The sequence below is a fragment of the Ruegeria sp. CG1 genome (genome assembly GCF_056537265.1).
Map to the genome: position 1 here is coordinate 158,785 of NZ_JBQFRF010000003.1, position 21,702 is coordinate 180,486.

Sequence of the window (21,702 nt, forward strand, 5' to 3'; positions counted from 1 at the left end):
CCCTCAGTAATGCGGCGGGCGTTCGTCTCCGAACACAACTCCGCCTGAACCTTCCTGCGCGCGTTCTGCTTCACGCTGCAGCAACATCTCGACGCGGCGGGTCAGGCGGTCGATCTCGTTCTGTTGGTTTGTGACGACCGAGTTCAGCTCTTCGACCGTGCGGGTCAGATGGGCGATCTGCTCTTCCAGATGCTGCATGGGGCTCTCCTTATAGGCGTCTCATAGCGACCCTGTGACGCCCTGACCAGAGAAACCCCGCCTTGCTCCGATGCGGGCCATGGGATAGACCGCGCGCGGAACACTAAATCCCAAGGACGCCCCACATGGCCAAGCCCAAGAAACAGCCCCGCCCCAAGGCCGTAACGCCGAAAGGGTTCCGTGACTATTTCGGCGAGGAAGTCACGCAGCGCACCGAGATGCTGCGGACGATTGCGGGTGTCTATCATCGTTACGGGTTCGATGCCTTGGAAAGCAGCGCGGTTGAAACGGTTGAGGCGTTGGGCAAGTTCCTGCCCGACGTGGACCGCCCGAACGAGGGCGTGTTCGCATGGCAGGAGTTTGACGAAGGCGGCTCAAAAGGTTCCGGGGGCGACTGGATGGCCCTGCGCTATGACCTAACTGCGCCTCTGGCCCGCGTCTATGCGCAGCACCGCAACGACCTGCCGACGCCTTATCGCCGCTATGCGATGGGTCCGGTCTGGCGGAACGAGAAGCCGGGGCCGGGACGGTATCGTCAGTTTTATCAGTGCGATGCGGATACGGTGGGCACGGCCTCAATGGCTGCGGATGCCGAGATTTGCGCTATGCTGTCGGACACGCTGGAAACCGTTGGAATCCCGCGCGGTGACTATCTGGTGCGGGTCAACAACCGCAAGGTTCTGAATGGAGTGCTCGAAGCGATGGGTTTGGGTGAAGACGCCGCCGCCCGAGATAACGTTCTGCGCACGATCGACAAGTTCGACAAGGTGGGCGAGGCTGGTGTGCGTGAGCTTTTAACCAAAGGCCGATTGGATGCCTCTGGCGCTTTTATCGATGGTGTTGGTCTTAGCGGTGATCAGGCCGAGCCGGTGATTGCCTTCCTGACTTCTAAAGCTGCAGATATCGCCGGAACGCTGGCCAACCTGCGCGCCGCTGTGGGTGACAGCAAGATCGGTGCGGACGGGATCGCTGAGTTGGAGCAGATTGGTGCGCTGCTGGATGCAGGCGGGTATGGTTCGGACCGGATCGAGATTGATCCTTCGGTCGTGCGTGGCCTCGGCTATTACACCGGGCCGGTCTATGAGGCCGAACTGACCTTCGAAATATACGACGAGAAGGGCCGCAAGCGGCAATTCGGGTCGGTCTCGGGTGGTGGTCGCTATGATGATCTGGTCAAGCGGTTTACCGGACAGGAAGTACCCGCGACCGGCATCTCCATCGGTGTTGACCGATTGTTGGCCGCTTTGCGTGAAAAGGGGCGGATCGCGGCGCAAGCGACTGGCCCGGTGGTTGTGACAGTCATGGATCGCGACCGCATGGCGGATTACCAGACGATGGTCGCTGAACTGAGGAATGCAGGGGTCCGGGCCGAGGTCTACTTGGGCAACCCTAAGAACTTTGGAAATCAGCTGAAATATGCGGACAAGCGGAACTCTCCGATTGCGGTGATCGAAGGCGGTGACGAAAAGGCAAATGGGATCGTGCAGATCAAGGACCTGATTCTTGGCGCCAAGATTGCCGAAAGCGCCACGCTTGAGGAATGGAAAGAACGGCCCAGCCAGTTCGAAGTGCCCCGCGGCGATCTGGTCGCTAAGGTGCGCGAGATTCTGGACAATCAGGACTGACCCATGCCGAACCGTTCCCAAATACAGGCCCGCGCCGCCATGATGCGTGTCCGGTTCGAGGCGGCGGGCGCGCAGGTGGTTGATACGCCTCTGCTGCAGCCAGCCGGGACGCTGCTGGACCTCTATGGAGAAGATATCCGCGCCCGTGCTTACGTAACCTCGGACGCGCTGCGGGGTGAGCAGATGCTGCGCCCGGATTTCACCCTGCCGGTGGTGCAGATGCACATGTCCGACGGGGCTGAACCAGCAAGATACACCTATTCCGGCGAAGTGTTCCGCCGTCAGGAACACGATCCGGATCGTGCTAATGAGTATATCCAAGTCGGCTACGAAGTATTTGATCGCGAAGACCCCGCCGGAGCCGATGCCGAGGTGTTTTCGTTATTTGCCCTGCAATTGCGCGGGCTGCCCTTGCGGGCAGCGACAGGTGATATCGGTATTCTGATCGCCGCTGTTGAGGGTCTCAAGACCACTAGTCGTCGTAAGGCTGCACTGATGCGGCATCTCTGGCGGCCTCGCCGGTTCCGCGTTTTGCTGGACCGATATGCCGGACGCAAAGCTAGTCTCGAGGGGCGCGATGCTCTGCTTGACGCGGTCGATCCATTGGCGATTGACGTGCCCATGATAGGCAAGCGCCGCACGCCCGAAATTCTCGAACGGATTGATGCCCTGCGCGAAGACCGCGCTGCGCCGCCGATCTCGGACAATGAACTGGCCGGTTTGGAGACGCTGCTTAATGTGCGCGAAACCATGCCTTTCGCGCTGGAACAACTGCGTGACATTGCGGTTGATCTGCCACAGATCACATCTGCTTTGGATCGTTTGGAAGCTCGTATCGCAGCCCTGCAGGCGCGTGGCGTGGATGTGGATACACTGGATTTTGAGGCGTCTTATGGCAGGACCTCGATGGAGTACTACGACGGGTTTGTGTTCGGCTTTTACGCCGAAGGCCGCCCTGATCTGCCACCGGTTGCGACCGGTGGGCGCTATGATGCGCTGACCAGGCAATTGGGTGGTGGGGCCGAGATTCCGGCAATTGGCGGCGTGATCCGCCCGGACCTGATGCTCGAAATCGAGGAGGCTGCGCAATGAGCCTGAAACTCGGGGTGCCTTCGAAGGGCCGGTTGATGGACAAGACCTTTGCATGGTTTGAAAAGCGCGGCATTACACTGTCGCGCAGCGGATCAGACCGGGAATACGCGGGCAAGGTTGATGGGATTGGTGGCGTCTCGCTGATCCTATTGTCTGCAGGAGAGATTCCGCGCGAGCTGGCGGCGGGACGCATTCATTTGGGCGTGACCGGCATCGATCTTGTGCATGAAAAGCTGCCGCGCTGGGAACAGCAGGTGGAAGAGGTTGCACCTTTGGGGTTCGGCAAGGCGGACCTTATCATCGCAACCCCAGCCTGCTGGGTCGACGTGGACACTCTGGATGATTTGGATGCAGCGGCGGCAGGTTTTCGCAGGGCGCATGGCCATCGGCTTCGGATCGCTACCAAGTACCACCGTCTGGTCCGCGAATTCCTGACCGAAGCGGGAGTGGCCGATTATACGCTGGTCGACAGCCAGGGCGCAACCGAGGGGACGGTGGTGAATGAGACAGCCGAGGCGATTGCCGATATCACCTCGACCGGGGAAACACTGCGGGCGAACCACCTGAAAATCCTGTCGGATGGGTTGATCCTGCAATCGCAGGCCACGCTGTGGCGCAGCCGCGTGGCCAAATACGATGCGGCTGAAAAGACGGCTTTGAATGAGCTGCTGGACAGGTTGGCCTAAAGCACCCCAATTTCCGCTAATGCGCGGTTCAGGTCGTCGGGCAAGGCATCGTCCTGCTCGCGATTTTTAGGCAAGTCGGCAGGGGTGTCCTCAGGCTTGAGATACCGCCAGCCCTGGAATGGACGCTTCAGAGCGTTCTGCGTTCTGTGTACCTCGGGGTCAAGGACGATGGCGCAGCGGCGGATGCCATCCTCGCCTCGGACTTCATCCAGCCGCAGGATGCGCTGGCGGCACTGGACCACACCTTTGATCACCCAATAGATCGACCCGCCATTCAGAATTTCAGCGTCGCGCTTGGGCCACATGCGGGTGACGTGGCGCGGGTATCCGTCCTCATAGAGTGGTTTGCGGCTGTCTTGCCACGCCATCAGCGTGTCGACGCTTTCTGACCCAACCGAAAGTTTGATGAGGTTTACGTACTTATCCACAGCTTTCCCACAGAGTCGTCCCAAGGGTGATCCCTATATTGTAGCCCTCATGCGCTTGTCATCAAGGTGTTGTGGTTTAGATGTGATCTGGGCTAATCTGAATGCCTCTTTCAGCACAGGGAATCACCAATGAGCCGCTTTGCCGCCCCCATCGCCGAGCAGATCTGGGATATGAAATACCGCTTTAAACAGGCGGATGGTACGCCCATCGATCAGACAGTCGAGGACAGCTGGCGGCGCATAGCTCGTGATCTGGCGCGTGTAGAAGAAGACCCGGCGCATTGGGAAGAAAAATTCTATGAGGCGCTAGAGGATTTCAAATACCTTCCTGCTGGCCGCATCACCGCCGGGGCGGGCACCGCGCGACAGGTAACCCTGTTCAACTGCTTTGTGATGGGGACGATCCCCGACAGCATGGGCGGTATCTTCGACATGCTGAAAGAGGCCGCGCTGACCATGCAGCAGGGCGGGGGGATCGGTTACGATTTCTCAACCATCCGTCCGCGCGGCGCCGATGTGAAAGGGGTCGCAGCGGATGCCTCGGGCCCGCTAAGCTTTATGGACGTCTGGGACGCCATGTGCCGCACGATCATGTCTGCAGGCTCGCGTCGTGGTGCGATGATGGCGACCATGCGCTGCGACCATCCAGATATCGAACAGTTCATCACCGCGAAATCCGACCCGGCGCGTTTGCGCATGTTCAACATGTCGGTTCTGGTCACCGATCCATTCATGGAGGCCGTTAAGGCCGATGGACCGTGGGATCTGGTATTTGACGGAAAGGTCTATCACACCGTTCAGGCGCGGGATCTTTGGAACAAGATCATGCAGGCCACCTATGATTATGCCGAGCCGGGCGTGATCTTTATCGACCGGATCAACCAGGCGAACAACCTGAATTACGTCGAGACGATCTCGGCGACCAACCCGTGTGGAGAACAACCTCTACCGCCTTATGGTGCCTGTCTGCTGGGTTCGATCAATCTGGCACGGTTGGTTGCCGAGCCGTTCGAGGATGCCGCGCATCTGGACGAGGAGGCCTTGCAAGAGCTGGTGGCCACCGCCGTTCGCATGATGGACAACGTGGTGGACGCGTCGAAATTCCCGCTGGCCGAACAAGAAGCCGAGGCGCAGGACAAGCGCCGTATCGGGCTGGGCGTGACTGGTCTGGCCGATGCGCTGTTGATGTTGGGTTTGCGCTACGGCTCGGACGAGGCGGCGCGTCAGACCGAACGCTGGTTGCACGCAATCGCGCGCGCCGCGTATCTGGCGTCGGTCGATTTGGCGAGGGAAAAGGGCGCTTTCCCACTGTTTGACGCCGAGAAATATCTGGCCAGCGGCACCATGCAACTGATGGATGACGATGTGCGCGACGCAATCCGCGAACACGGCATCCGCAACGCGCTGCTGACCTCGATCGCGCCGACGGGTACGATTTCGCTGTATGCGGGCAACGTGTCTTCGGGGATCGAGCCGGTTTTCGCCTATGCCTACACGCGCAAGGTGCTGCAAAAGGACGGTTCGCGCACCGAAGAAGAGGTTGTGGACTATGCGGTGCAGATGTGGCGCGACAAGTTTGGCGACGCCGAATTGCCCAAGTATTTCGTGAATGCGCAAACACTAAGCCCGTCCCATCACGTAAAAATGCAGGCGGCGGCGCAAAAGTGGATCGATAGTTCGATATCGAAGACGATCAACTGTCCCGAAGATATCAGCTTTGACGCCTTCAAAGACGTCTATATGCAGGCCTGGGATCAGGGATGCAAAGGCTGCACTACCTATAGGCCAAACGATGTGACCGGCTCGGTTCTGAGCGTATCGGAAAGCGACGACAAAGCGCCGGGTGAAAGCGCGGATGCCCCGCATGAGGTTGACGGGGGCGAGGTCGTTTATATGTCCGAACCGCTGGATCGCCCACAATCGCTTGAAGGGTCGACTTACAAGCTGAAATGGCCGGACAGCGAGCACGCAATCTATCTGACAATTAACGATATCGTCATTGCCGGACGCCGTCGTCCCTTCGAGGTGTTCATTAACTCGAAGAATATGGAGCATTATGCTTGGACGCTGGCTTTGACCCGGATGATATCGGCCGTGTTCCGACGCGGTGGCGATGTGTCCTTTGTGGTCGAGGAACTGAAAGCTGTGTTTGACCCGCGCGGCGGGGCCTGGGTCAAAGGCAAGTACATTCCGTCCATCCTGGCCGCGATTGGCGGCGTGATCGAGCAACACATGGTCAATATCGGCTTCCTTGAGGGCGAAGGCATGGGCCTGAAATCCGATCCTCAGGCGCAGGTGGTCAACATGGACGCCCCGCGTGGCAAGGCTTGCCCATCCTGTGGTCAGTTCGACATGGTGATGATCGAAGGCTGCATGACCTGCCGCAGCTGCGGTTATTCTAAGTGTGGCTGATTTGGCGTAAAAGCTATCTGCAATCAATCAAAGTCGGCTATCTTCGCGGACTTCGGATCGAAGCGAACTTAGCGCGGTGCGCCAGACGTTCACCAACATTCGACGAAAAGTATCAATATGAGGCTGTTCTTTAGCAACATTTTCGTGATTGCTACATTTCGGTCTCTTTTCCGCCCATTTTTTCGTTGATACACAAGCACAGTTACTTGTGGGATGAGTAAAAGTGCGGGCGGACAGATGAGAACCGGTTATAACGGTCGGATAGCAATATTTTGGACACAGACGGAAGTTGACGGGCTTGAGGCGGCGCCTTTGGCCCACTTGCGCGTTGGTAGCTCTTGGTCCTGGAGGGGGCGAGGGGTCCAACTCGCCGCAAGTGCTGAACAAGTTGCGCTGCACGCAGACTCCACCGGTCTTGGATCTATATTGGCGGCCAGAGCCAGTTTCACCAACCCCGGCGAGATCAACAAAAGTGCCAAGATCGAGTTGTCAAACGGCGCTCAGACTTTCGTTGCCGAGCTGGTGCGTGAGGTGAACGAAGCGTCTCTGGTGCTTGTGTTTGAGGATGGATACCCTGAGCCTGATCAAGATTTCTGGGTCAGTTCGGCAGCTTCGCATATTGAACCTGTTGAGATTGACAGTGGTTATGACGACAAGGTTGTCGTGTTCCCGGCGGCTCGTGCAAATGCAAGTTCAGTGCCGGTAAATCTATCAAATACTGCCGGTTGGGCCGCTGAATAACGGATACTTCTCAGAAAGATTCCAACTCTAAGCAGAAATCCTACCCTTTGCTTGCTGTGGCGTGTTGACTCTGGCCGAAGCAGGGATATAAGCGCGGCTTCATTGGTGTTGGTGGCCCCCGCAAGGGGATGCCTGTCATGGGGGAAACCTCAAGAGGACAACGCCCTTCATAGTGGCCCATCGGGGCCTCAATCTAAAGAAGGAGATCAGCCGTGACCAAACGCACGTCTGCCAAGTACAAAATCGACCGCCGGATGGGCGAAAACATCTGGGGTCGTCCGAAATCCCCGGTTAATCGTCGTGAATACGGCCCCGGCCAGCATGGCCAGCGCCGCAAGGGTAAACTGTCTGACTTCGGTCTGCAGCTGCGTGCCAAGCAGAAGCTGAAAGGCTACTACGGCGACCTGACCGAGAAGCAGTTCCGCCGCATCTATGCAGAAGCTGAGCGTGTCAAAGGCGACACCGGTGAAAACCTGATCGGTCTGCTGGAGCGTCGTCTGGACGCCGTTGTTTACCGCGCCAAGTTTGTTCCGACCGTGTTCGCCGCACGTCAGTTCGTGAACCACGGCCACGTTAAAGTGAACGGCAAGCGGGTCAACATCCCGTCCTACCGCGTCAAAGAAGGCGACGTTATCGAAGTGCGTGACAAGTCCAAGCAATTGGCCGTTGTCCTGGAAGCTGTCGGCTTGGCCGAGCGTGATGTGCCTGACTACATCGACGCCGACCACTCGAAAATGACCGCGACCTTCGTGCGTGCACCGGGCCTGAGCGATGTGCCTTACCCGGTTATGATGGAACCGAACCTGGTCGTTGAATTCTACGCGAAGAACTAATCTTCGCCGACCTGTTGAGTTTAAGGGCCGCGCTTTCAGCGCGGTCTTTTTTGTTTTGATGGGGCTCTGCCCCAGTCGCTGCGCGACTCCCCCGAGATATATTTGGCCAGATGAAGAGGCGGATCAGATAGGAAGCGGGCGACTTTCGGCAATGGCCTCCATTGCGAAATAGGAGGTGACGCTGTCCAGTTCGATCTTATCGATGAGGCGTTGATAGACTTTGTCGTAAGAGGCCATATCTTCTGTAACGACCTTGAGTTGATAGTCATAGTCGCCGCCAATGCGATGGAAATCGACCACTTCAGGAATGGTCAGGACATGACTGCGAAAGGCCTGCAACCATTGGGCAGAGTGGTGGCGCGTGCGTAGCATGACGAAAACCACCAGATTCAGCCCAAGCTTTTCACGCGCGATGCGCGCCGTAGAACCTTGCAGGACACCTGCGTCGTTCAAGGCCTTTATTCTTCGCCAGCAGGCATTTTGGGACAGGCCGACCCTATCTGCTAATTCTCGCTGGGAAAGTGTTGCGTCTTTTTGCAGTTCCTTCAGAAGACGCGTGTCAATTTGATCTAATTTTTTCTCCATATAAACTCATATGACACAAAACTCGGACATATAAAGCATAAAATTGTGAGGTTTCCACAGGATGGATCAATCATATTGGAGTTAGCAATATGGAGCCTGTGTTATGACCTTGTCCAACTTTCGCGCAGAAATTCAATCTGCTGCTCACGGAAATACTCTGCGTGATGGGCTGATCGGTGAGGGGGTACTCATCCCGGGTCTGCATGGGGACGTGCCGCTTGTGTATGCGGACTACGTTGCCTCGGGTCGCGCGTTGCGACAGGTCGAAAATTTCGTGGCTGAGCATGTGTTGCCGTTCTATGCCAACAGCCACACCGAAGCCTCCTATTGCGGTTCCTATATAACCCGTTTGCGCCGCGAGGCGCGGGCCGAGGTCGCCCGCATAGTTGGCGCCAAGGAAGAGGACGCGGTGATCTTTACCGGGTCTGGCGCTACAGCGGGTCTCAACCGGCTGGTTAGTCTGCTGGGAGTGCAAGAGGCTAATCAGCCGGTCGTTTTGATCGGTCCGTATGAGCATCATTCGAACATTCTGCCGTGGCGTGAAAGCAAGGCGCGGGTGATCGAGATTCCAGAAGCCGTTGACGGCGGTCCCGATATGCGGGCGCTAAAGGCAGTGCTGATCGAACACGCAGATTCCGATCTTGTGATTGGGTCATTCTCAGCGGCGTCAAACGTCACAGGCATCATCACCGACCCTGATCCTGTGACGCGGTTACTGAAAGAACATGGTGCGCTTGCGGTATGGGACTATGCGGGTGGTGGACCTTATTTGCCAATGGACATGGGGCCGGAAGATGCGCGGAAGGACGCGATTGTTGTCTCTCCGCATAAGTTTCCGGGCGGGCCGGGGGCGTCGGGTGTTCTGGTCGTTAACCAATGCGCTGTGAAGCGGACGTGTCCGAGTTGGCCCGGCGGTGGGACTGTCAGCTTTGTCTCGCCTTGGCGGCACGACTACAGCGCCGATCTCGCGACACGGGAAGAGGCGGGTACACCAAATGTGATCGGAGACATTCGTGCGGCCTTGGCCTTCATCGTGAAAGATGCGGTTGGAGCGGATGAGATCGCGCAGCGTGAAGCGCAGTGTAACCACATGGCGTTGGATGGGTGGTCCGACAACCCACATCTGACATTGCTAGGTGCCGAGAATGCACACCGCCTGCCGATATTCTCGTTCCTCGTGTGTGATCGGAATGGGCAGCCGGTGCATCAGCAGCTGTTTACCCGGATGCTCAGCGATATCTACGGCATCCAGGCACGTGGCGGCTGTGCCTGTGCCGGACCCTATGCGCATCGTCTGCTGGGCATTGATCGGGCAACATCGGAAGAATTGCATGCGGCCCTGTCGGAGGGTGAGGAAATGAAGAAACCGGGTTGGGTGCGGTTGAATTTCTCTTACCTCATGAGCGAAGAGACCGTTCAGTTCATTATCGACAGCGTTAACGAGCTGTCGCGCCGGACCGAGGAGTTCGTCCCATTCTACAATGCCGATCCGGCGACGGCGCGCTTCAAAGCGGCGTAAGATAATTGCCGCTTTTCTCAACCCGTTGAGAAAGGTATGAGGGGCCAAGCTAGTGGAGCCCCTCATGAACCAGATCACACCTCAACCCGGCATAATGGACATCGCGCTGTATCAGGGCGGACAGTCGCATGTTGACGGTGTTGCGGATGTCATCAAGCTGAGTTCCAACGAAAACCCGTTTGGGCCAAGTCCCAAGGCGATCGAAGCGGTGCGCGAAAGTGCCGTTTCGCTGCATCGTTATCCCAGCACCGATCATGCCAGCCTGCGCGCCGCAATTTCTGAACGGCACGGACTGGATGCCAATCGGGTCATCTGCGGTGTCGGCAGTGATGAAGTGTTGCAGTTCGTAGCGCAGGCCTATGCTGGTCCGGGTGATGAGGTGATTTATACCGAGCATGGATTCTCCATGTATCCGATCATCGCGCGAATGGCGGGCGCGACCCCGGTCATGGTGCCCGAGAGGGATCGCCGTGTAGACGTAGATAGCATCCTTGCCGCGGTCACTGGGCAGACACGGATTGTCTTTGTGACCAATCCGGGAAATCCTACTTCAACCATGGTCTCTGACGCCGAATTGCAGAGGTTGGCGGATGCATTGCCAGCCAATTGCCTGATGGTGCTGGATGGTGCGTATGCCGAATTTGTCGATGGTTTCGATGGAGGCGCAGGGCTGGTGGACCGGTTTAGCAATGTCATCATGACCCGGACGTTTTCGAAAGTGTACGGTCTAGGTGGGATGCGCGTTGGCTGGGGCTATGCGGCGAAAGAGATTATTGATGTGCTGAACCGCGTTCGTCAGCCGTTCAACCTATCGCTGACGGCTCTCGCGGCGGCCGAGGCCGCCGTGCGGGATGAGGAATATCTGCGGTTCTGCCTGTCTGAAAATGCACGCCTCCGGATTTGGTTGTCTGATGAACTGGCGAAGGTCGGCGTTTCATCCGATGTGTCATGCACGAATTTCATCCTCGCCCGTTTTGCTGACAGGGCCGAGGCGGAAGCCTGCGATGACTATTTGAAAACGCAGGGTTTGATCGTGCGGCGGGTCGCGGGCTACAACCTGCCAAACGCGCTGCGGATCACCGTAGGCGACGAAATCGCCTGCGGTCGCGTGGTTGCAGCGATTACTGCGTTCAAAGGGGGCGCTGTATGAGCCAGATTTACGACCGTGTTGCGCTGATCGGGTTGGGCCTGATTGCATCGTCCATGTTCTGGGCGATCAAACGGGCTGGGCTTGCGGGGGAAGTGACGGGCTATGCGCGATCCGAGGCAACCCGCGAGACGGCGCGCCAGATCGGCCTTTGTGACCGGGTTTGCGAGACCGCGGAAGAGGCGGTCGAAGGTGCTGATCTAGTGGTTTTGTGTGTCCCCGTTGGTGCAATGGGACCTGTGGCGCAGCAGATTGCGCCGGTTCTGAAATTCGGTGCCACCGTTTCAGACGTGGGGTCGGTAAAGCGTCACGTGATTGACGCCGTCTCACCCCACATACCCGATAGCGTTCATTTCATTCCGGCACACCCTCTGGCCGGGACCGAGCATTCCGGGCCTGAATCGGGATTCGCCGAACTGTTCGACAACCGTTGGTGCCTGTTGGTGCCGGTCGAAGATTCCGACCCGGATGCAATCGCTCGCCTGCGGGCTTTGTGGGAGGGTCTGGGATCGAATGTCGATGAGATGGACGCCGCGCATCATGATTTGGTGCTGGCGGTCACCTCGCACGCACCTCACCTGATTGCCTATACGATGGTGGGAGTTGCGGATGATCTCCGGCGGGTCACAGACACCGAAGTCATCAAGTATTCGGCAGCTGGTTTCCGCGATTTCACTCGCATCGCGGCTTCGGACCCGACGATGTGGCGTGATGTGTTTCTGACCAACAAAGACGCAACGCTGGAGATTCTGGGCCGGTTTACGGAAGAGCTCTTTGCGCTACAGCGGGCCATCCGAACAGGTGACGGAGAGCAATTGTTCGACTACTTTACGCGCACACGGGCGATCCGCCGCGGCATCATTGATGCGGGCCAGGATACGGATGCGCCAGATTTTGGGCGGGGAAAAACATCGACATGAGAAAGATCGGTTGCAGCCATTTGATTTTCTGCGTTGCTTTGGCGGCAACGACTGCAAATGCGGCGGCGCCTGAAACTTCTATTGTGCCGTTGACGCGCCCGGAAACCACCCAAGCGATGGTGGCAATCGTCACCCCCAACATCCGGCCTGTGCTACGGCCCGCTTCGCCGCAGGTAACGGCCGCTGCAGCCCGTCCCGCTGAATTACCATTGCTCGGGCCCGAGAATTCGATCCGCCCGTTTGTGCGCCCGGAAGAATTGGAACAACGCGTCTTTCTTAAGAAACGCAAGCTGCGTAAGGGTTCAGTCTGTGGCGATATCGATATTCAGGGTAAGCCGGTTGGACGTGTGAAGGGCAAGATCAAAGCCTGCGGGATTAAGGATGCAGTGCAAATCACCTCAGTATCGGGGGTCAGGCTGAGCCGCCCGGCGACGATGGATTGCGGCACTGCACAGGCGCTGAACAATTGGGTCGACAAAACTGTAAAGCCCACGTTCAAACGCCGAGGTCCGGTGGTCGAGCTACAGGTCGCCGCGCATTACGCCTGCAGAACACGTAACAACCGTAAAGGGGCGCGGATTTCTGAGCATGGTAAAGGGCGCGCCATCGACATTTCGGGCTTCAAGATGGCCGATGGTGAGGTGGTGACGGTTCTGAATGGCTGGCGCAAAAATCCGTCCAAGAAGCAACTGACCAAGGTATGGCGCGGCGCGTGTGGGCCATTTGGCACGGTTCTCGGACCAAACTCTGATCGCTACCATCGGGATCATTTCCACCTAGACACCGCGCGCTACCGCAGCGGCACCTATTGCCGTTAACGCAGTACCAGTCTCGGGGCAGGACCAAGGGGCAACGGACCCAAGGCGACGAACCCATCTCTGAAATTCAGCTGTAAATCCAGCGCATTTGGGTTGCCACCCAGTCCAGCCATGAAACCCAATGCGCGGGTCACAGGATCGACTGCCTGATCCGGCAGCGCACCTGCGGCGTTTGCCATCGCGATCATGTCGCGCCAGTTTTCGGCTTTCATCGCAATTTCACCCGTTGGAATGCCCTGTTCGTCAACTTCCAGTTCGCCGGTGGCGAACAGACGCAGCTCACCCCATTTCATTTCTGCCAAACGCAGATCAATCGCAACGGGTTGGGGGCGACGCTGCTCAAGTGCGGTGCGGTCCCAGGGTTTGTCGAAAGTGACAAACATATCCATTTCCAGCGTTTCGAACGATTGCGGCAGGGTCGATGCTGAACGCATCAGGCGTCTCAGATCATCGCCGGGGGTAAATCCGTCGATCTTCGCGGTAATCCCATAGCTTGCGGGCGCTCCAGATTGCTCCATCACAAGGCTCAGCGACTGGCCTCCGGCTTGCGGATCACCTTCGGTTGTCAGCAGCCAGCGCTTTGAGGTCAGCGCCATTTTCTCGAGCACCAGCGCGACACCGGGTTGGAGCTGCAATTCGGCTTGTAGCGCTTCGGCCTGAACGGTCGTGGTCTGGTCGAAATAGGAAAGGCGCTGCGGCGTACTGGCAAAGCGCAGCATCTGGCGGCCGGGCCAGATTGCTGGGCTTTGGAACTCGACCCAGTCCGCACTCCACGCCGTTCCGTTGACCGGATCGGCCAAAGCGGGATTATTCAGGCGTGTGATGTGCTGAAACGGATATCCGGCCGTCGACACGTCCGAGAATTCGGCCTGCCAGCCCAGTTCTTGCTGTCGGTCAAACCAACCGGTTAGGGCGTTTCGCAGACCATAACCGGCGACAAACCAGTAGGCGCTCCACGCGAGGGCGATAAATACGAAAACGCGTATCAGACGGCGCATGATGAATGGCCCTTTTTCCTGCCTCGGATTTGATGTTTATAGGGCCAAACGGGCAAGGACCAGTGCAATGACGATGTGGGTATTCGGATATGGATCGCTGCTGTGGAACCCGGGCTTTCCGGTGGCACGCAGCGAACGCGCTAAATTGCACGGATATGCGCGGTCGTTTTGCATGCGCTCTATCCACCATCGCGGCACGGAAGAAGACCCCGGTTTGGTGTTGGCGCTGGACGAACAGCCAGACGCGCATTGCACTGGATTGGCGCTTGCTGTCGAGGCAGGTCACGAAGAGCGCACTTTGGCTGAATTGCGTGAGCGTGAGCTGATCTCGTCAGCCTATCTGGAACGGATGCTGGACGTGCATCTGGACTGCGGGCAGATCGTAAATGCAGTGACTTACGTCATCGATGCTCACCACGTTCAGTATTGCGGCGGTCTTCCATTGGAAGAGCAGGCTCAGATCATCGCCCACGCGGTTGGCGGACGTGGGCCAAATACCGAATATCTCTACAATACTGCCTCGCACTTGACCGAGATCGGACTGCACGACCCTGATCTTGAGTGGTTGTCGCAACGGGTGCGGACAATCAGCGCATAAACTCTTGGCGTCACGGGGCGAACTTCGATAGGTTCAGCCCAGAGCAGACAATACCAGGAGCCACGCGCATGGCGCAGGCACAACAGGGCGTGAGACCACATTTCTCACAACCGATCCGTCAGATTTTGATGATGCTGATCGCAATAGGGCTGTCAGGACTTGGCGTGTTCATGGCGTTGCCATATGTGCTGCCGGTTATTCAGGCCAATCTGTATCTTAACGGGTTCATTTTGCTGGTCTTTGTCATCGGTGTCGCTGCCTGTTTTCTGCAGGTCACACAGCTGATCGGATCGGTTCGTTGGATCGAAGCCTTTGCCGGAGGCGTCGAACGTGACGATGTGCGCCCGCCGCAACTGCTTGCCCCACTGGCGTCGTTGTTGAGGGAACGCGGGGCGCGGTCTCAGATCAGCTCTAGCTCTACCCGATCGATCCTCGATTCCGTCGCCGAACGGGTCGAAGAAGAGCGCGAGATCACCCGTTATATCACCAACGTGCTGATCTACCTTGGCCTACTGGGGACATTTTTTGGTTTGGCCACCACTGTCCCCGCCATCGTTGATACGATCCGCAGCCTGAATCCGCAGGAAGGTGAAGAAGGTCTGGCCGTCTTCAACCGTCTGATGACAGGATTGGAAGCGCAGCTGCAGGGCATGGGCGTTGCTTTTGGGTCGTCATTGCTGGGTCTGGCCGGTTCATTGATCGTCGGCCTGCTGGAACTGTTCGCGGGCCATGGTCAGAACCGGTTCTATCGCGAATTGGAGGAATGGTTGTCCTCGATCACCCGCGTTGGCTTTGCAGCAGGCGATGAGGGCGGCGCGGAACTGGCCGTGCTGACCCCAGTACTGGACGCCATGTCCGAGCAGATGGATGCGCTGCAGGATATGTTCTCGGCGCAAGAAGCTGATCGGACGGACGTATCAGCCAAGCTGGGGCAATTGGTCGATGTCATCGGGGAAATGAACCAGCGTCAGGCCCAGACCGAAGGTGTTACGGCTGCGCTTGAGCGTGTGGCGCTGGGGCAAGACGCGTTGCTTGATCACATGCGCGAACATGGCGCGGGCGAGGGGATCGATGCGGAAAGCCGCATGCGCCTGCGGTCGATGGATGTGCAGTTGCTGCGTATCCTCGAAGAGATTTCCGCCGGTCGCCAGGACAGCATGAACGAGCTGCGCAAGGATTTTGAGCTACTGGTCAAAGCATTGACCTTGCCACGGGGCGCCGTACGTACGCCGCCAGAAGGAGAGTAACTCATGGCGCTGTCCCGCCGCACAGGTCAACGATTCTCGGGCTCGGTCTGGCCCGGCTTCGTGGATGCGATGACGGGATTGTTGATGGTGCTGACCTTTGTGCTGACCATCTTCATGGTCGTGCAATTTGTGCTGCGCGAAACGATTTCGGGGCAAGAGGATGAACTGACTGCGCTGTCCGACGAAATCGCCGCTCTGGCCGGGGCGCTGGGGCTGGAAGAGCGGGAAAACAGCCGTCTTCAAGCGCGTCTTGGGAACTTGAATGCAACGCTTAATCAGGTCGAAGACGATCTAGCGCAGGCACAAACCCGCATAACCGACTTTGAAGCACAGGTCGCGGCTTTGCTGGCTGATCAGGCGCGTGCGCAGGGGGATATCGCCGCGCTAGAAACGCAACGCGATGAGTTGCTAAATGAACAAGATGCCTTGAATTTGGCACTTGCTCAAAGCAGACAAGAAATCGACGCACAGGCCGAAGCCGCCCGCCTTGCCGCGGCTCGACGCGAAGCACTTGAAGCTCTCGTCGCCGAACTTGAAACCAGCGAAGATGCACAGGCAGCTCAGATATCCGAGCTGGAACAGCAACTGACCGAGGAAGAGGCCGCGCGTCTGGCCGAAGCCGCCGCTGCTGAGGCGTTGCGTGATCGATTGCAGAATGCAGATGCTGAACTGACAGCGATGACCTTGGCGCTGGAAGCGCAGCGAAAGGAAGCCGAGGATACCCTGACTTTGCTAGCTGCGGCACAGGCTGCCAAGGCAGAGCTTGAGCGTCAGTTCGGTGAGATCAATGCCGAAGAACTGAGGGAACAACTGCAGGCGGCGCTGGATGCCCAAACCCAAGCACAAGCAAATGAAGCTGAACAAAGGTCACTGGCCGAGGAGCGCGCGGCGCTGCTGGCGCTCGCCCGAGAGGCGCTTGCATCGGAACAGGAAATCTCGACCGAAGCGCAACGTCAGACCGCGCTGCTTAATCAGCAGATGGCAGCCCTGCGCAGCCAGTTGGGATCGCTGCAGGCTTTGTTAGACGATTACGAAGAACGTAATACCGCCGCCGAGATCCAGATACAGACGCTGGGCCAGGATCTGAATGCCGCTCTAGCGCGCGCAGCCTCGGAAGAACGCCGTCGCCGACTGCTGGAAGAGGCTGAACGTATTCGGCTGGAAGCCGAGGCCGAGAAACTGGCGGGCCAGAATCAGGAGCTTGCCGCGCAGGCCGAGGATTTGCAGCGCTATCGCTCGGAATTCTTCGGGCGGTTGCGCGATGTGCTGGGTGATCAGGATGGCGTGCGCATTGAAGGTGACCGCTTCGTGTTCTCGTCTGAGGTGTTGTTTGCCACCGGGTCCGCAAACCTGTCTGCGGAAGGTCGTCAGGAGGTTGCCAAAGTTGCCAATATCCTGCGAAGCGTTGCCGCAGAAATACCCGAAGGGTTGAACTGGGTCATCCGTGTCGATGGTCACACCGACAATGTGCCACTTGCAGGAAGCGGACGATATCGCGACAACTGGGAGCTCAGCCAGGGTCGTGCCCTTTCTGTGGTGCGCTACATGGTTGATGCGCTGGGCATTCCACCTGATCGTTTGGCGGCAAACGGGTTCGGAGAATTCCAGCCCGTTAATCCCGCCGACACACCCGAGGCGCGCGCCCAAAACCGTCGGATCGAGTTGAAGCTGACAGAGCGGTAAGGCTGGTTCGAACCGCTGTGGATTACCTGCCAAACAAGAAAAACGCCCACCGAAAAGGCGGGCGTTTTTCGTTATAGAAGCCGTGGGTTAGTCCGCTGTCAAAAGCGGGGGCTTGTCGCCCGGAATGCGGGGCTGATCGGGGCCCAGGATTTCCAGGTTCAGCTCGCCCTTCTTCATCGAGACACGGACCACGCCGCCTTTGGCCAGTTTGCCGAATAGCAGTTCCTCGGCGAGAGGTTTCTTGATGTGCTCCTGAATGACACGGCCTAGAGGACGCGCACCCATCTTGTCATCATAGCCCTTGTCGGCCAGCCATTCGGCGGCACGCGGTGTCAGATCGATGGTCACGCCACGATCCAGCAACTGTGCTTCCAGCTGCAGGACAAACTTCTCAACGACCTGCAAAATGACCTCTTTCGGCAGCGGCGCGAATGAGATCACGGCGTCCAGGCGGTTGCGGAACTCCGGCGTGAACATACGTTCGATCGCTGCGGTATCCTCACCTTCGCGCCGGTCGCGGCCAAAGCCAATGGCAGCCTTAGCCTGTTCCTGTGCACCCGCGTTTGAGGTCATGATCAGGACCACGTTGCGGAAATTCACCGTCCGGCCATTGTGGTCGGTCAATTCGCCGTGATCCATCACCTGCAACAGGATATTGAACACGTCAGGGTGCGCTTTTTCGATCTCATCAAGCAACAAGACGCAATGTGGGTGCTGGTCGACACCGTCGGTCAGCAAACCACCCTGATCAAACCCGACATAACCCGGAGGCGCACCGATCAGACGGCTGACCGCGTGCTTCTCCATGTATTCCGACATGTCGAAGCGCAGCAGTTCAACACCAAGCGTGTCAGCCAACTGTTTCGCCACTTCTGTTTTGCCAACACCGGTGGGGCCAGCGAACAGATAGTTGCCGATGGGTTTTTCGGGCTCACGCAGACCGGCGCGCGCCAGTTTGATCGCACTGGACAGCGCTTCGATCGCTTCATCTTGACCAAACACCACGCGTTTCAGCGAGGTTTCGAGATCTTTGAGAACCTCGGCATCATCCTTGGTGACGTTCTTGGGTGGGATACGCGCAATCTTGGCAACCACCGCCTCGATCTCTTTGACGCCGATGGTCTTGCGACGTTTGCTTTCGGCCAGCAGGTGTTGCGCTGCCCCGGCCTCATCGATCACGTCGATGGCCTTGTCGGGCAGTTTGCGGTCGTTGATATAGCGCGCCGACAATTCGACAGCTGTCTTGATCGCGTCGGCAGTATATTTGATCGAGTGATGCTCTTCGAAATACGGTTTCAGACCGCGCAGAATTTTGACACTGTCCTCGACCGACGGCTCGTTCACGTCGATTTTCTGGAATCGGCGGCTCAGCGCGCGGTCTTTTTCGAAATGCTGACGGAACTCTTTATACGTGGTCGAGCCCATGGTGCGCAGTTTGCCACCCTGAAGCGCTGGCTTCAGCAGGTTCGACGCATCCATTGCACCGCCCGAGGTTGCACCCGCTCCGATCACAGTGTGAATCTCGTCGATGAAGAGAACTGCATCAGGGTGCTCTTCCAATTCGGTCACAACCGCTTTCAGACGCTCTTCGAAATCGCCGCGATAGCGAGTTCCTGCAAGCAGGGCGCCCATATCAAGCGAGTAGATGGTGGTTTCCGACAACACGTCCGGGGCCTCGCCCGCAACGATCTTATGCGCCAGACCTTCGGCGATGGCGGTTTTGCCGACACCGGGGTCACCTACCAGCAACGGGTTGTTCTTGCGTCGGCGACACAGCACCTGAATACAGCGTTCAACCTCGTCCGAGCGTCCGATCAGCGGATCTACATCACCGGCGCGTGATTTGGCGTTCAGATCAACGCAATATTTGCCAAGCGCGCTTTCTTTCTGCTCAGCGTCACCAGAGGTCGTCTGAGCCTCTTCTTCGGCTTCATCAGCACCCGTTACAGGACGATTCTCTCCATAGGCCGGGTCTTTGGCCACACCATGTGCGATGAAGTTTACCGCGTCATAACGGGTCATGTCCTGCTCTTGCAGGAAATAGGCTGCGTTGCTTTCACGTTCGGCGAAGATGGCCACCAATACATTGGCCCCGGTCACCTCTGTGCGGCCAGAGCTTTGAACGTGGATCGCGGCGCGCTGAATGACACGCTGGAAGGCTGCCGTGGGCACGGCTTCGGACCCGTCGATATCAGTGACGAGGTTTGACAGATCTTCGTCGATGAATTCGACCAAGGTGCTGCGTAACTCGTCCAGATCGACGCTGCACGCTTTCATGACGCGCACCGCATCGGGTTCTTCCAACAGCGCCAGCAGCAGATGCTCTAGCGTTGCGAATTCATGTCGCCGTTCATTCGCCGCCGCAAGGGCCGCGTGGATGGCTTGTTCAAGTGTGCTCGAGAATGAAGGCACGCGGGTGCTCCTCTGTATTGGGCCGGAAGGGGGCGGGCTGCAGGCCGGATCCCCATCCCAACCATGTCCTCATACTATTAGAGTTTGGTTGATCCCGCCCCGGCTTCAAGGGTTTTCTTTCACTTGACAGTCACATTTGTTGTGACCGTGGCCGTGATTGGGGCTTGAAACGGGTTAAAAGCTGTCTTTTTGGGCTCGAATTTCGGCGAATACGGACACGGGATCAGAGTTTTCCATGCCCAGATGGGCCTGAATCGCCGGATCAGTGGCCCTTAGAAACGGATTTGTCGCCTTTTCCAGGCCCAAAAGCGAGGGCACAGTGGGTTCTCCGGCAGCGCGGGCGCGATTAATATCGGCCACTCGGTCAAGCAAGGCTGGGTTGTCGGGATCGATGGTCAGGGCGAACTTGGCGTTTGCCTGTGTGTATTCGTGGCCTGAGCACACGATTGTTTCATCGGGCAGGGCCGCCAACTTGCTGAGAGAGGCCCACATTTGCGCAGGCGTGCCCTCGAACAATCGTCCACATCCCAGCGCCATCAGGCTGTCAGCGGTGAATACAACGCCAGTTTGGGGCATGTAGAATGCAATGTGCCCAATTGTATGACCGGACACATCAAGAACCTCGACCGGCTCACCGCCGATATAAAAAGTGTCACCTTCAACCACCGCCTGATCGAGTTTTGGCAACCGATGCTCATCTGCTTTTGCGCCGATCACACGCGCGGGCTGTTTCGCCAGAATGTCGCCCAGCCCGTCCACATGATCCCAATGATGATGGGTCAGCAACACATGGCTTAGCTGCCAGCCGCGCGAATCCAGTTCGGCCAGAATCGGAGCTGCCTCTGGCGCATCGATCAAGGCAGTCTCACCGCTGGCCGGATCATGGGCTAGAAAGGCGTAATTATCGCTGAGGCAAGGAATGGTGACGATCTCAAGAGGCATGGCCTTTTGCCCTTTCATTGCTAGACTGCGCCCAGCTAAGCCGATTGACCGGGTGTCCGCAATGCATCTTGATGTGCAGGATCTGAGGAATTTCTACTATCGCAGCACCCTGGGTCGCGCGGCCCAGGCAGCGATCCGTGGTCGGTTGGTGGATCTTTGGCCCGAAGCCAAAGGGCAAACTGTGGTCGGATTTGGTTTTGCCGTACCTTTATTGCGGCCTTACCTCAAAGATGCGCGCCGTGTGATTGGTCTTATGCCTGGTCCGCAGGGTGTAATGCCATGGCCTGCGGGGATGCCCAATGTTTCCGTTCTGACCGAAGAGACGATGTGGCCAATCGAAACTGGCCATGTGGATAAACTGGTGGTGATGCATGGTTTGGAAACTTCAAACCGACCCAGCCAATTGCTGGAAGAATGCTGGCGCGTTCTGGGGCCCGGAGGGCGTGTGCTATTTGTCGTACCGAACCGGGCCGGGCTTTGGTCGCGCTCAGACCGGACGCCGTTTGGCTTTGGGCAGCCCTATTCAACAACCCAGTTGGAAAACCAATTGCGCGCGCACCACTTCGTCCCTGAAAACCATTGCTCGGCGCTTTACCTGCCGCCTTCGTTCCGTCGGTTCTGGCTAAAATCAGGTAGCCTGATCGAGAAGACTGGACAACGCATCCCAACCGTCATGGCCGGAGGCGTGCTTATGGTTGAGGCCAGTAAACTCATTCGCCCGCCTAGCGGGAGCGTTACTAAAGACACAGCGAAGCGCCCGATCAAAGCGTTGGATGGTTTGTTAAAGCCTGCGTGACAGTCCGGCGCATTTTGAACGG

Annotated in this window: 20 protein-coding genes; 14 read left to right on the plus strand and 6 right to left on the minus strand. The window is 57.8% G+C overall.

Going from position 1 to position 21,702, the window contains the following annotated elements:
* Positions 1 to 3 precede the first annotated feature (3 nt).
* The gene (locus ACR0AU_RS10290) at positions 4 to 198 is read right to left on the minus strand and encodes a SlyX family protein (RefSeq protein ID WP_170392484.1); all 195 of its coding nucleotides are present in this window, start codon (positions 196 to 198) and stop codon (positions 4 to 6) included.
* A gap of 125 nt (positions 199 to 323) precedes the next feature.
* On the opposite strand from ACR0AU_RS10290, the gene hisS reads away from it, so the two are divergent.
* The 3 genes from hisS to hisG are packed head-to-tail and all read left to right on the plus strand — an operon-like array spanning position 324 to position 3,601.
* Entirely contained in the window at positions 324 to 1,823 is a 1,500-nt protein-coding gene (gene hisS, locus ACR0AU_RS10295) for a histidine--tRNA ligase (RefSeq protein WP_480795647.1), read from the plus strand.
* Positions 1,824 to 1,826: 3 nt separating this feature from the next.
* Complete coding sequence (locus ACR0AU_RS10300) at positions 1,827 to 2,915, plus strand: ATP phosphoribosyltransferase regulatory subunit (protein WP_480587988.1); 1,089 nt, start codon at positions 1,827 to 1,829, stop codon at positions 2,913 to 2,915.
* Entirely contained in the window at positions 2,912 to 3,601 is a 690-nt protein-coding gene (gene hisG, locus ACR0AU_RS10305; protein ID WP_170401909.1) for an ATP phosphoribosyltransferase, read from the plus strand. Before ACR0AU_RS10300 ends, hisG begins: the two co-directional genes overlap by 4 nt.
* On the opposite strand, the gene ACR0AU_RS10310 is transcribed toward hisG, so the two are convergent.
* The gene (locus tag ACR0AU_RS10310; RefSeq protein ID WP_170392480.1) at positions 3,598 to 4,029 is read right to left on the minus strand and encodes a DUF1489 family protein; all 432 of its coding nucleotides are present in this window, start codon (positions 4,027 to 4,029) and stop codon (positions 3,598 to 3,600) included. The genes hisG and ACR0AU_RS10310 overlap by 4 nt on opposite strands.
* A gap of 129 nt (positions 4,030 to 4,158) precedes the next feature.
* On the opposite strand from ACR0AU_RS10310, the gene ACR0AU_RS10315 reads away from it, so the two are divergent.
* The 3 genes from ACR0AU_RS10315 (at position 4,159) to rpsD (ending at position 8,015) form a co-directional block, all read left to right on the plus strand.
* Positions 4,159 to 6,441: an adenosylcobalamin-dependent ribonucleoside-diphosphate reductase gene (locus ACR0AU_RS10315; RefSeq protein ID WP_170733008.1), complete on the plus strand. Its 2,283-nt coding sequence runs from the start codon at positions 4,159 to 4,161 to the stop codon at positions 6,439 to 6,441.
* A gap of 426 nt (positions 6,442 to 6,867) precedes the next feature.
* On the plus strand, positions 6,868 to 7,182 hold the full coding sequence (locus ACR0AU_RS10320) for a hypothetical protein (protein WP_480795648.1): 315 nt from the start codon (positions 6,868 to 6,870) through the stop codon (positions 7,180 to 7,182).
* Positions 7,183 to 7,394: 212 nt separating this feature from the next.
* Positions 7,395 to 8,015, plus strand: coding sequence for a 30S ribosomal protein S4 (gene rpsD, locus ACR0AU_RS10325; protein ID WP_170392466.1), 621 nt, complete (start codon positions 7,395 to 7,397; stop codon positions 8,013 to 8,015).
* 123 nt (positions 8,016 to 8,138) lie between these two features.
* On the opposite strand, the gene ACR0AU_RS10330 is transcribed toward rpsD, so the two are convergent.
* Complete coding sequence (locus tag ACR0AU_RS10330) at positions 8,139 to 8,600, minus strand: Lrp/AsnC family transcriptional regulator (RefSeq protein ID WP_170392465.1); 462 nt, start codon at positions 8,598 to 8,600, stop codon at positions 8,139 to 8,141.
* A gap of 103 nt (positions 8,601 to 8,703) precedes the next feature.
* On the opposite strand from ACR0AU_RS10330, the gene ACR0AU_RS10335 reads away from it, so the two are divergent.
* The 4 genes from ACR0AU_RS10335 (at position 8,704) to ACR0AU_RS10350 (ending at position 13,004) form a co-directional block, all read left to right on the plus strand.
* Complete coding sequence (locus tag ACR0AU_RS10335; RefSeq protein WP_170733007.1) at positions 8,704 to 10,119, plus strand: aminotransferase class V-fold PLP-dependent enzyme; 1,416 nt, start codon at positions 8,704 to 8,706, stop codon at positions 10,117 to 10,119.
* Positions 10,120 to 10,183: 64 nt separating this feature from the next.
* The gene (hisC, locus tag ACR0AU_RS10340) at positions 10,184 to 11,269 is read left to right on the plus strand and encodes a histidinol-phosphate transaminase (RefSeq protein WP_170392463.1); all 1,086 of its coding nucleotides are present in this window, start codon (positions 10,184 to 10,186) and stop codon (positions 11,267 to 11,269) included.
* On the plus strand, positions 11,266 to 12,186 hold the full coding sequence (locus tag ACR0AU_RS10345; RefSeq protein ID WP_480795649.1) for a prephenate/arogenate dehydrogenase family protein: 921 nt from the start codon (positions 11,266 to 11,268) through the stop codon (positions 12,184 to 12,186). The genes hisC and ACR0AU_RS10345 overlap by 4 nt, the downstream gene beginning before the upstream one ends.
* The gene (locus ACR0AU_RS10350; RefSeq protein ID WP_170733006.1) at positions 12,183 to 13,004 is read left to right on the plus strand and encodes an extensin family protein; all 822 of its coding nucleotides are present in this window, start codon (positions 12,183 to 12,185) and stop codon (positions 13,002 to 13,004) included. The genes ACR0AU_RS10345 and ACR0AU_RS10350 overlap by 4 nt, the downstream gene beginning before the upstream one ends.
* Here ACR0AU_RS10350 and ACR0AU_RS10355 read toward each other — a convergent pair.
* Complete coding sequence (locus ACR0AU_RS10355; protein ID WP_480795650.1) at positions 13,001 to 14,002, minus strand: DUF2125 domain-containing protein; 1,002 nt, start codon at positions 14,000 to 14,002, stop codon at positions 13,001 to 13,003. The genes ACR0AU_RS10350 and ACR0AU_RS10355 overlap by 4 nt on opposite strands.
* A gap of 67 nt (positions 14,003 to 14,069) precedes the next feature.
* Here ACR0AU_RS10355 and ACR0AU_RS10360 point away from each other — a divergent pair, with 67 nt between their 5' ends.
* From ACR0AU_RS10360 to ACR0AU_RS10370, 3 genes are all read left to right on the plus strand, one after another.
* Positions 14,070 to 14,600 (plus strand): gamma-glutamylcyclotransferase, encoded by a 531-nt coding sequence (locus tag ACR0AU_RS10360; RefSeq protein ID WP_170392457.1) that lies wholly within the window; start codon positions 14,070 to 14,072, stop codon positions 14,598 to 14,600.
* A 68-nt stretch (positions 14,601 to 14,668) separates the two neighbouring features.
* On the plus strand, positions 14,669 to 15,847 hold the full coding sequence (locus ACR0AU_RS10365; protein ID WP_170636081.1) for a biopolymer transporter ExbB: 1,179 nt from the start codon (positions 14,669 to 14,671) through the stop codon (positions 15,845 to 15,847).
* A 3-nt stretch (positions 15,848 to 15,850) separates the two neighbouring features.
* Positions 15,851 to 17,530 carry a peptidoglycan -binding protein gene (locus tag ACR0AU_RS10370; protein WP_170636080.1) on the plus strand — a complete coding sequence of 560 codons (1,680 nt, stop codon included), beginning with the start codon at positions 15,851 to 15,853 and terminating at the stop codon, positions 17,528 to 17,530.
* A gap of 87 nt (positions 17,531 to 17,617) precedes the next feature.
* Here ACR0AU_RS10370 and clpA read toward each other — a convergent pair whose 3' ends face one another.
* Both clpA and gloB read right to left on the minus strand, forming a co-directional pair.
* Complete coding sequence (gene clpA, locus ACR0AU_RS10375; protein ID WP_170401887.1) at positions 17,618 to 19,942, minus strand: ATP-dependent Clp protease ATP-binding subunit ClpA; 2,325 nt, start codon at positions 19,940 to 19,942, stop codon at positions 17,618 to 17,620.
* Between the two features lie 174 nt (positions 19,943 to 20,116).
* Positions 20,117 to 20,884: a hydroxyacylglutathione hydrolase gene (gene gloB / locus ACR0AU_RS10380; RefSeq protein WP_170512527.1), complete on the minus strand. Its 768-nt coding sequence runs from the start codon at positions 20,882 to 20,884 to the stop codon at positions 20,117 to 20,119.
* A gap of 61 nt (positions 20,885 to 20,945) precedes the next feature.
* Here gloB and ACR0AU_RS10385 point away from each other — a divergent pair, with 61 nt between their 5' ends.
* Positions 20,946 to 21,680 (plus strand): methyltransferase domain-containing protein, encoded by a 735-nt coding sequence (locus tag ACR0AU_RS10385; protein WP_170401881.1) that lies wholly within the window; start codon positions 20,946 to 20,948, stop codon positions 21,678 to 21,680.
* Positions 21,681 to 21,702: the final 22 nt, after the last annotated feature.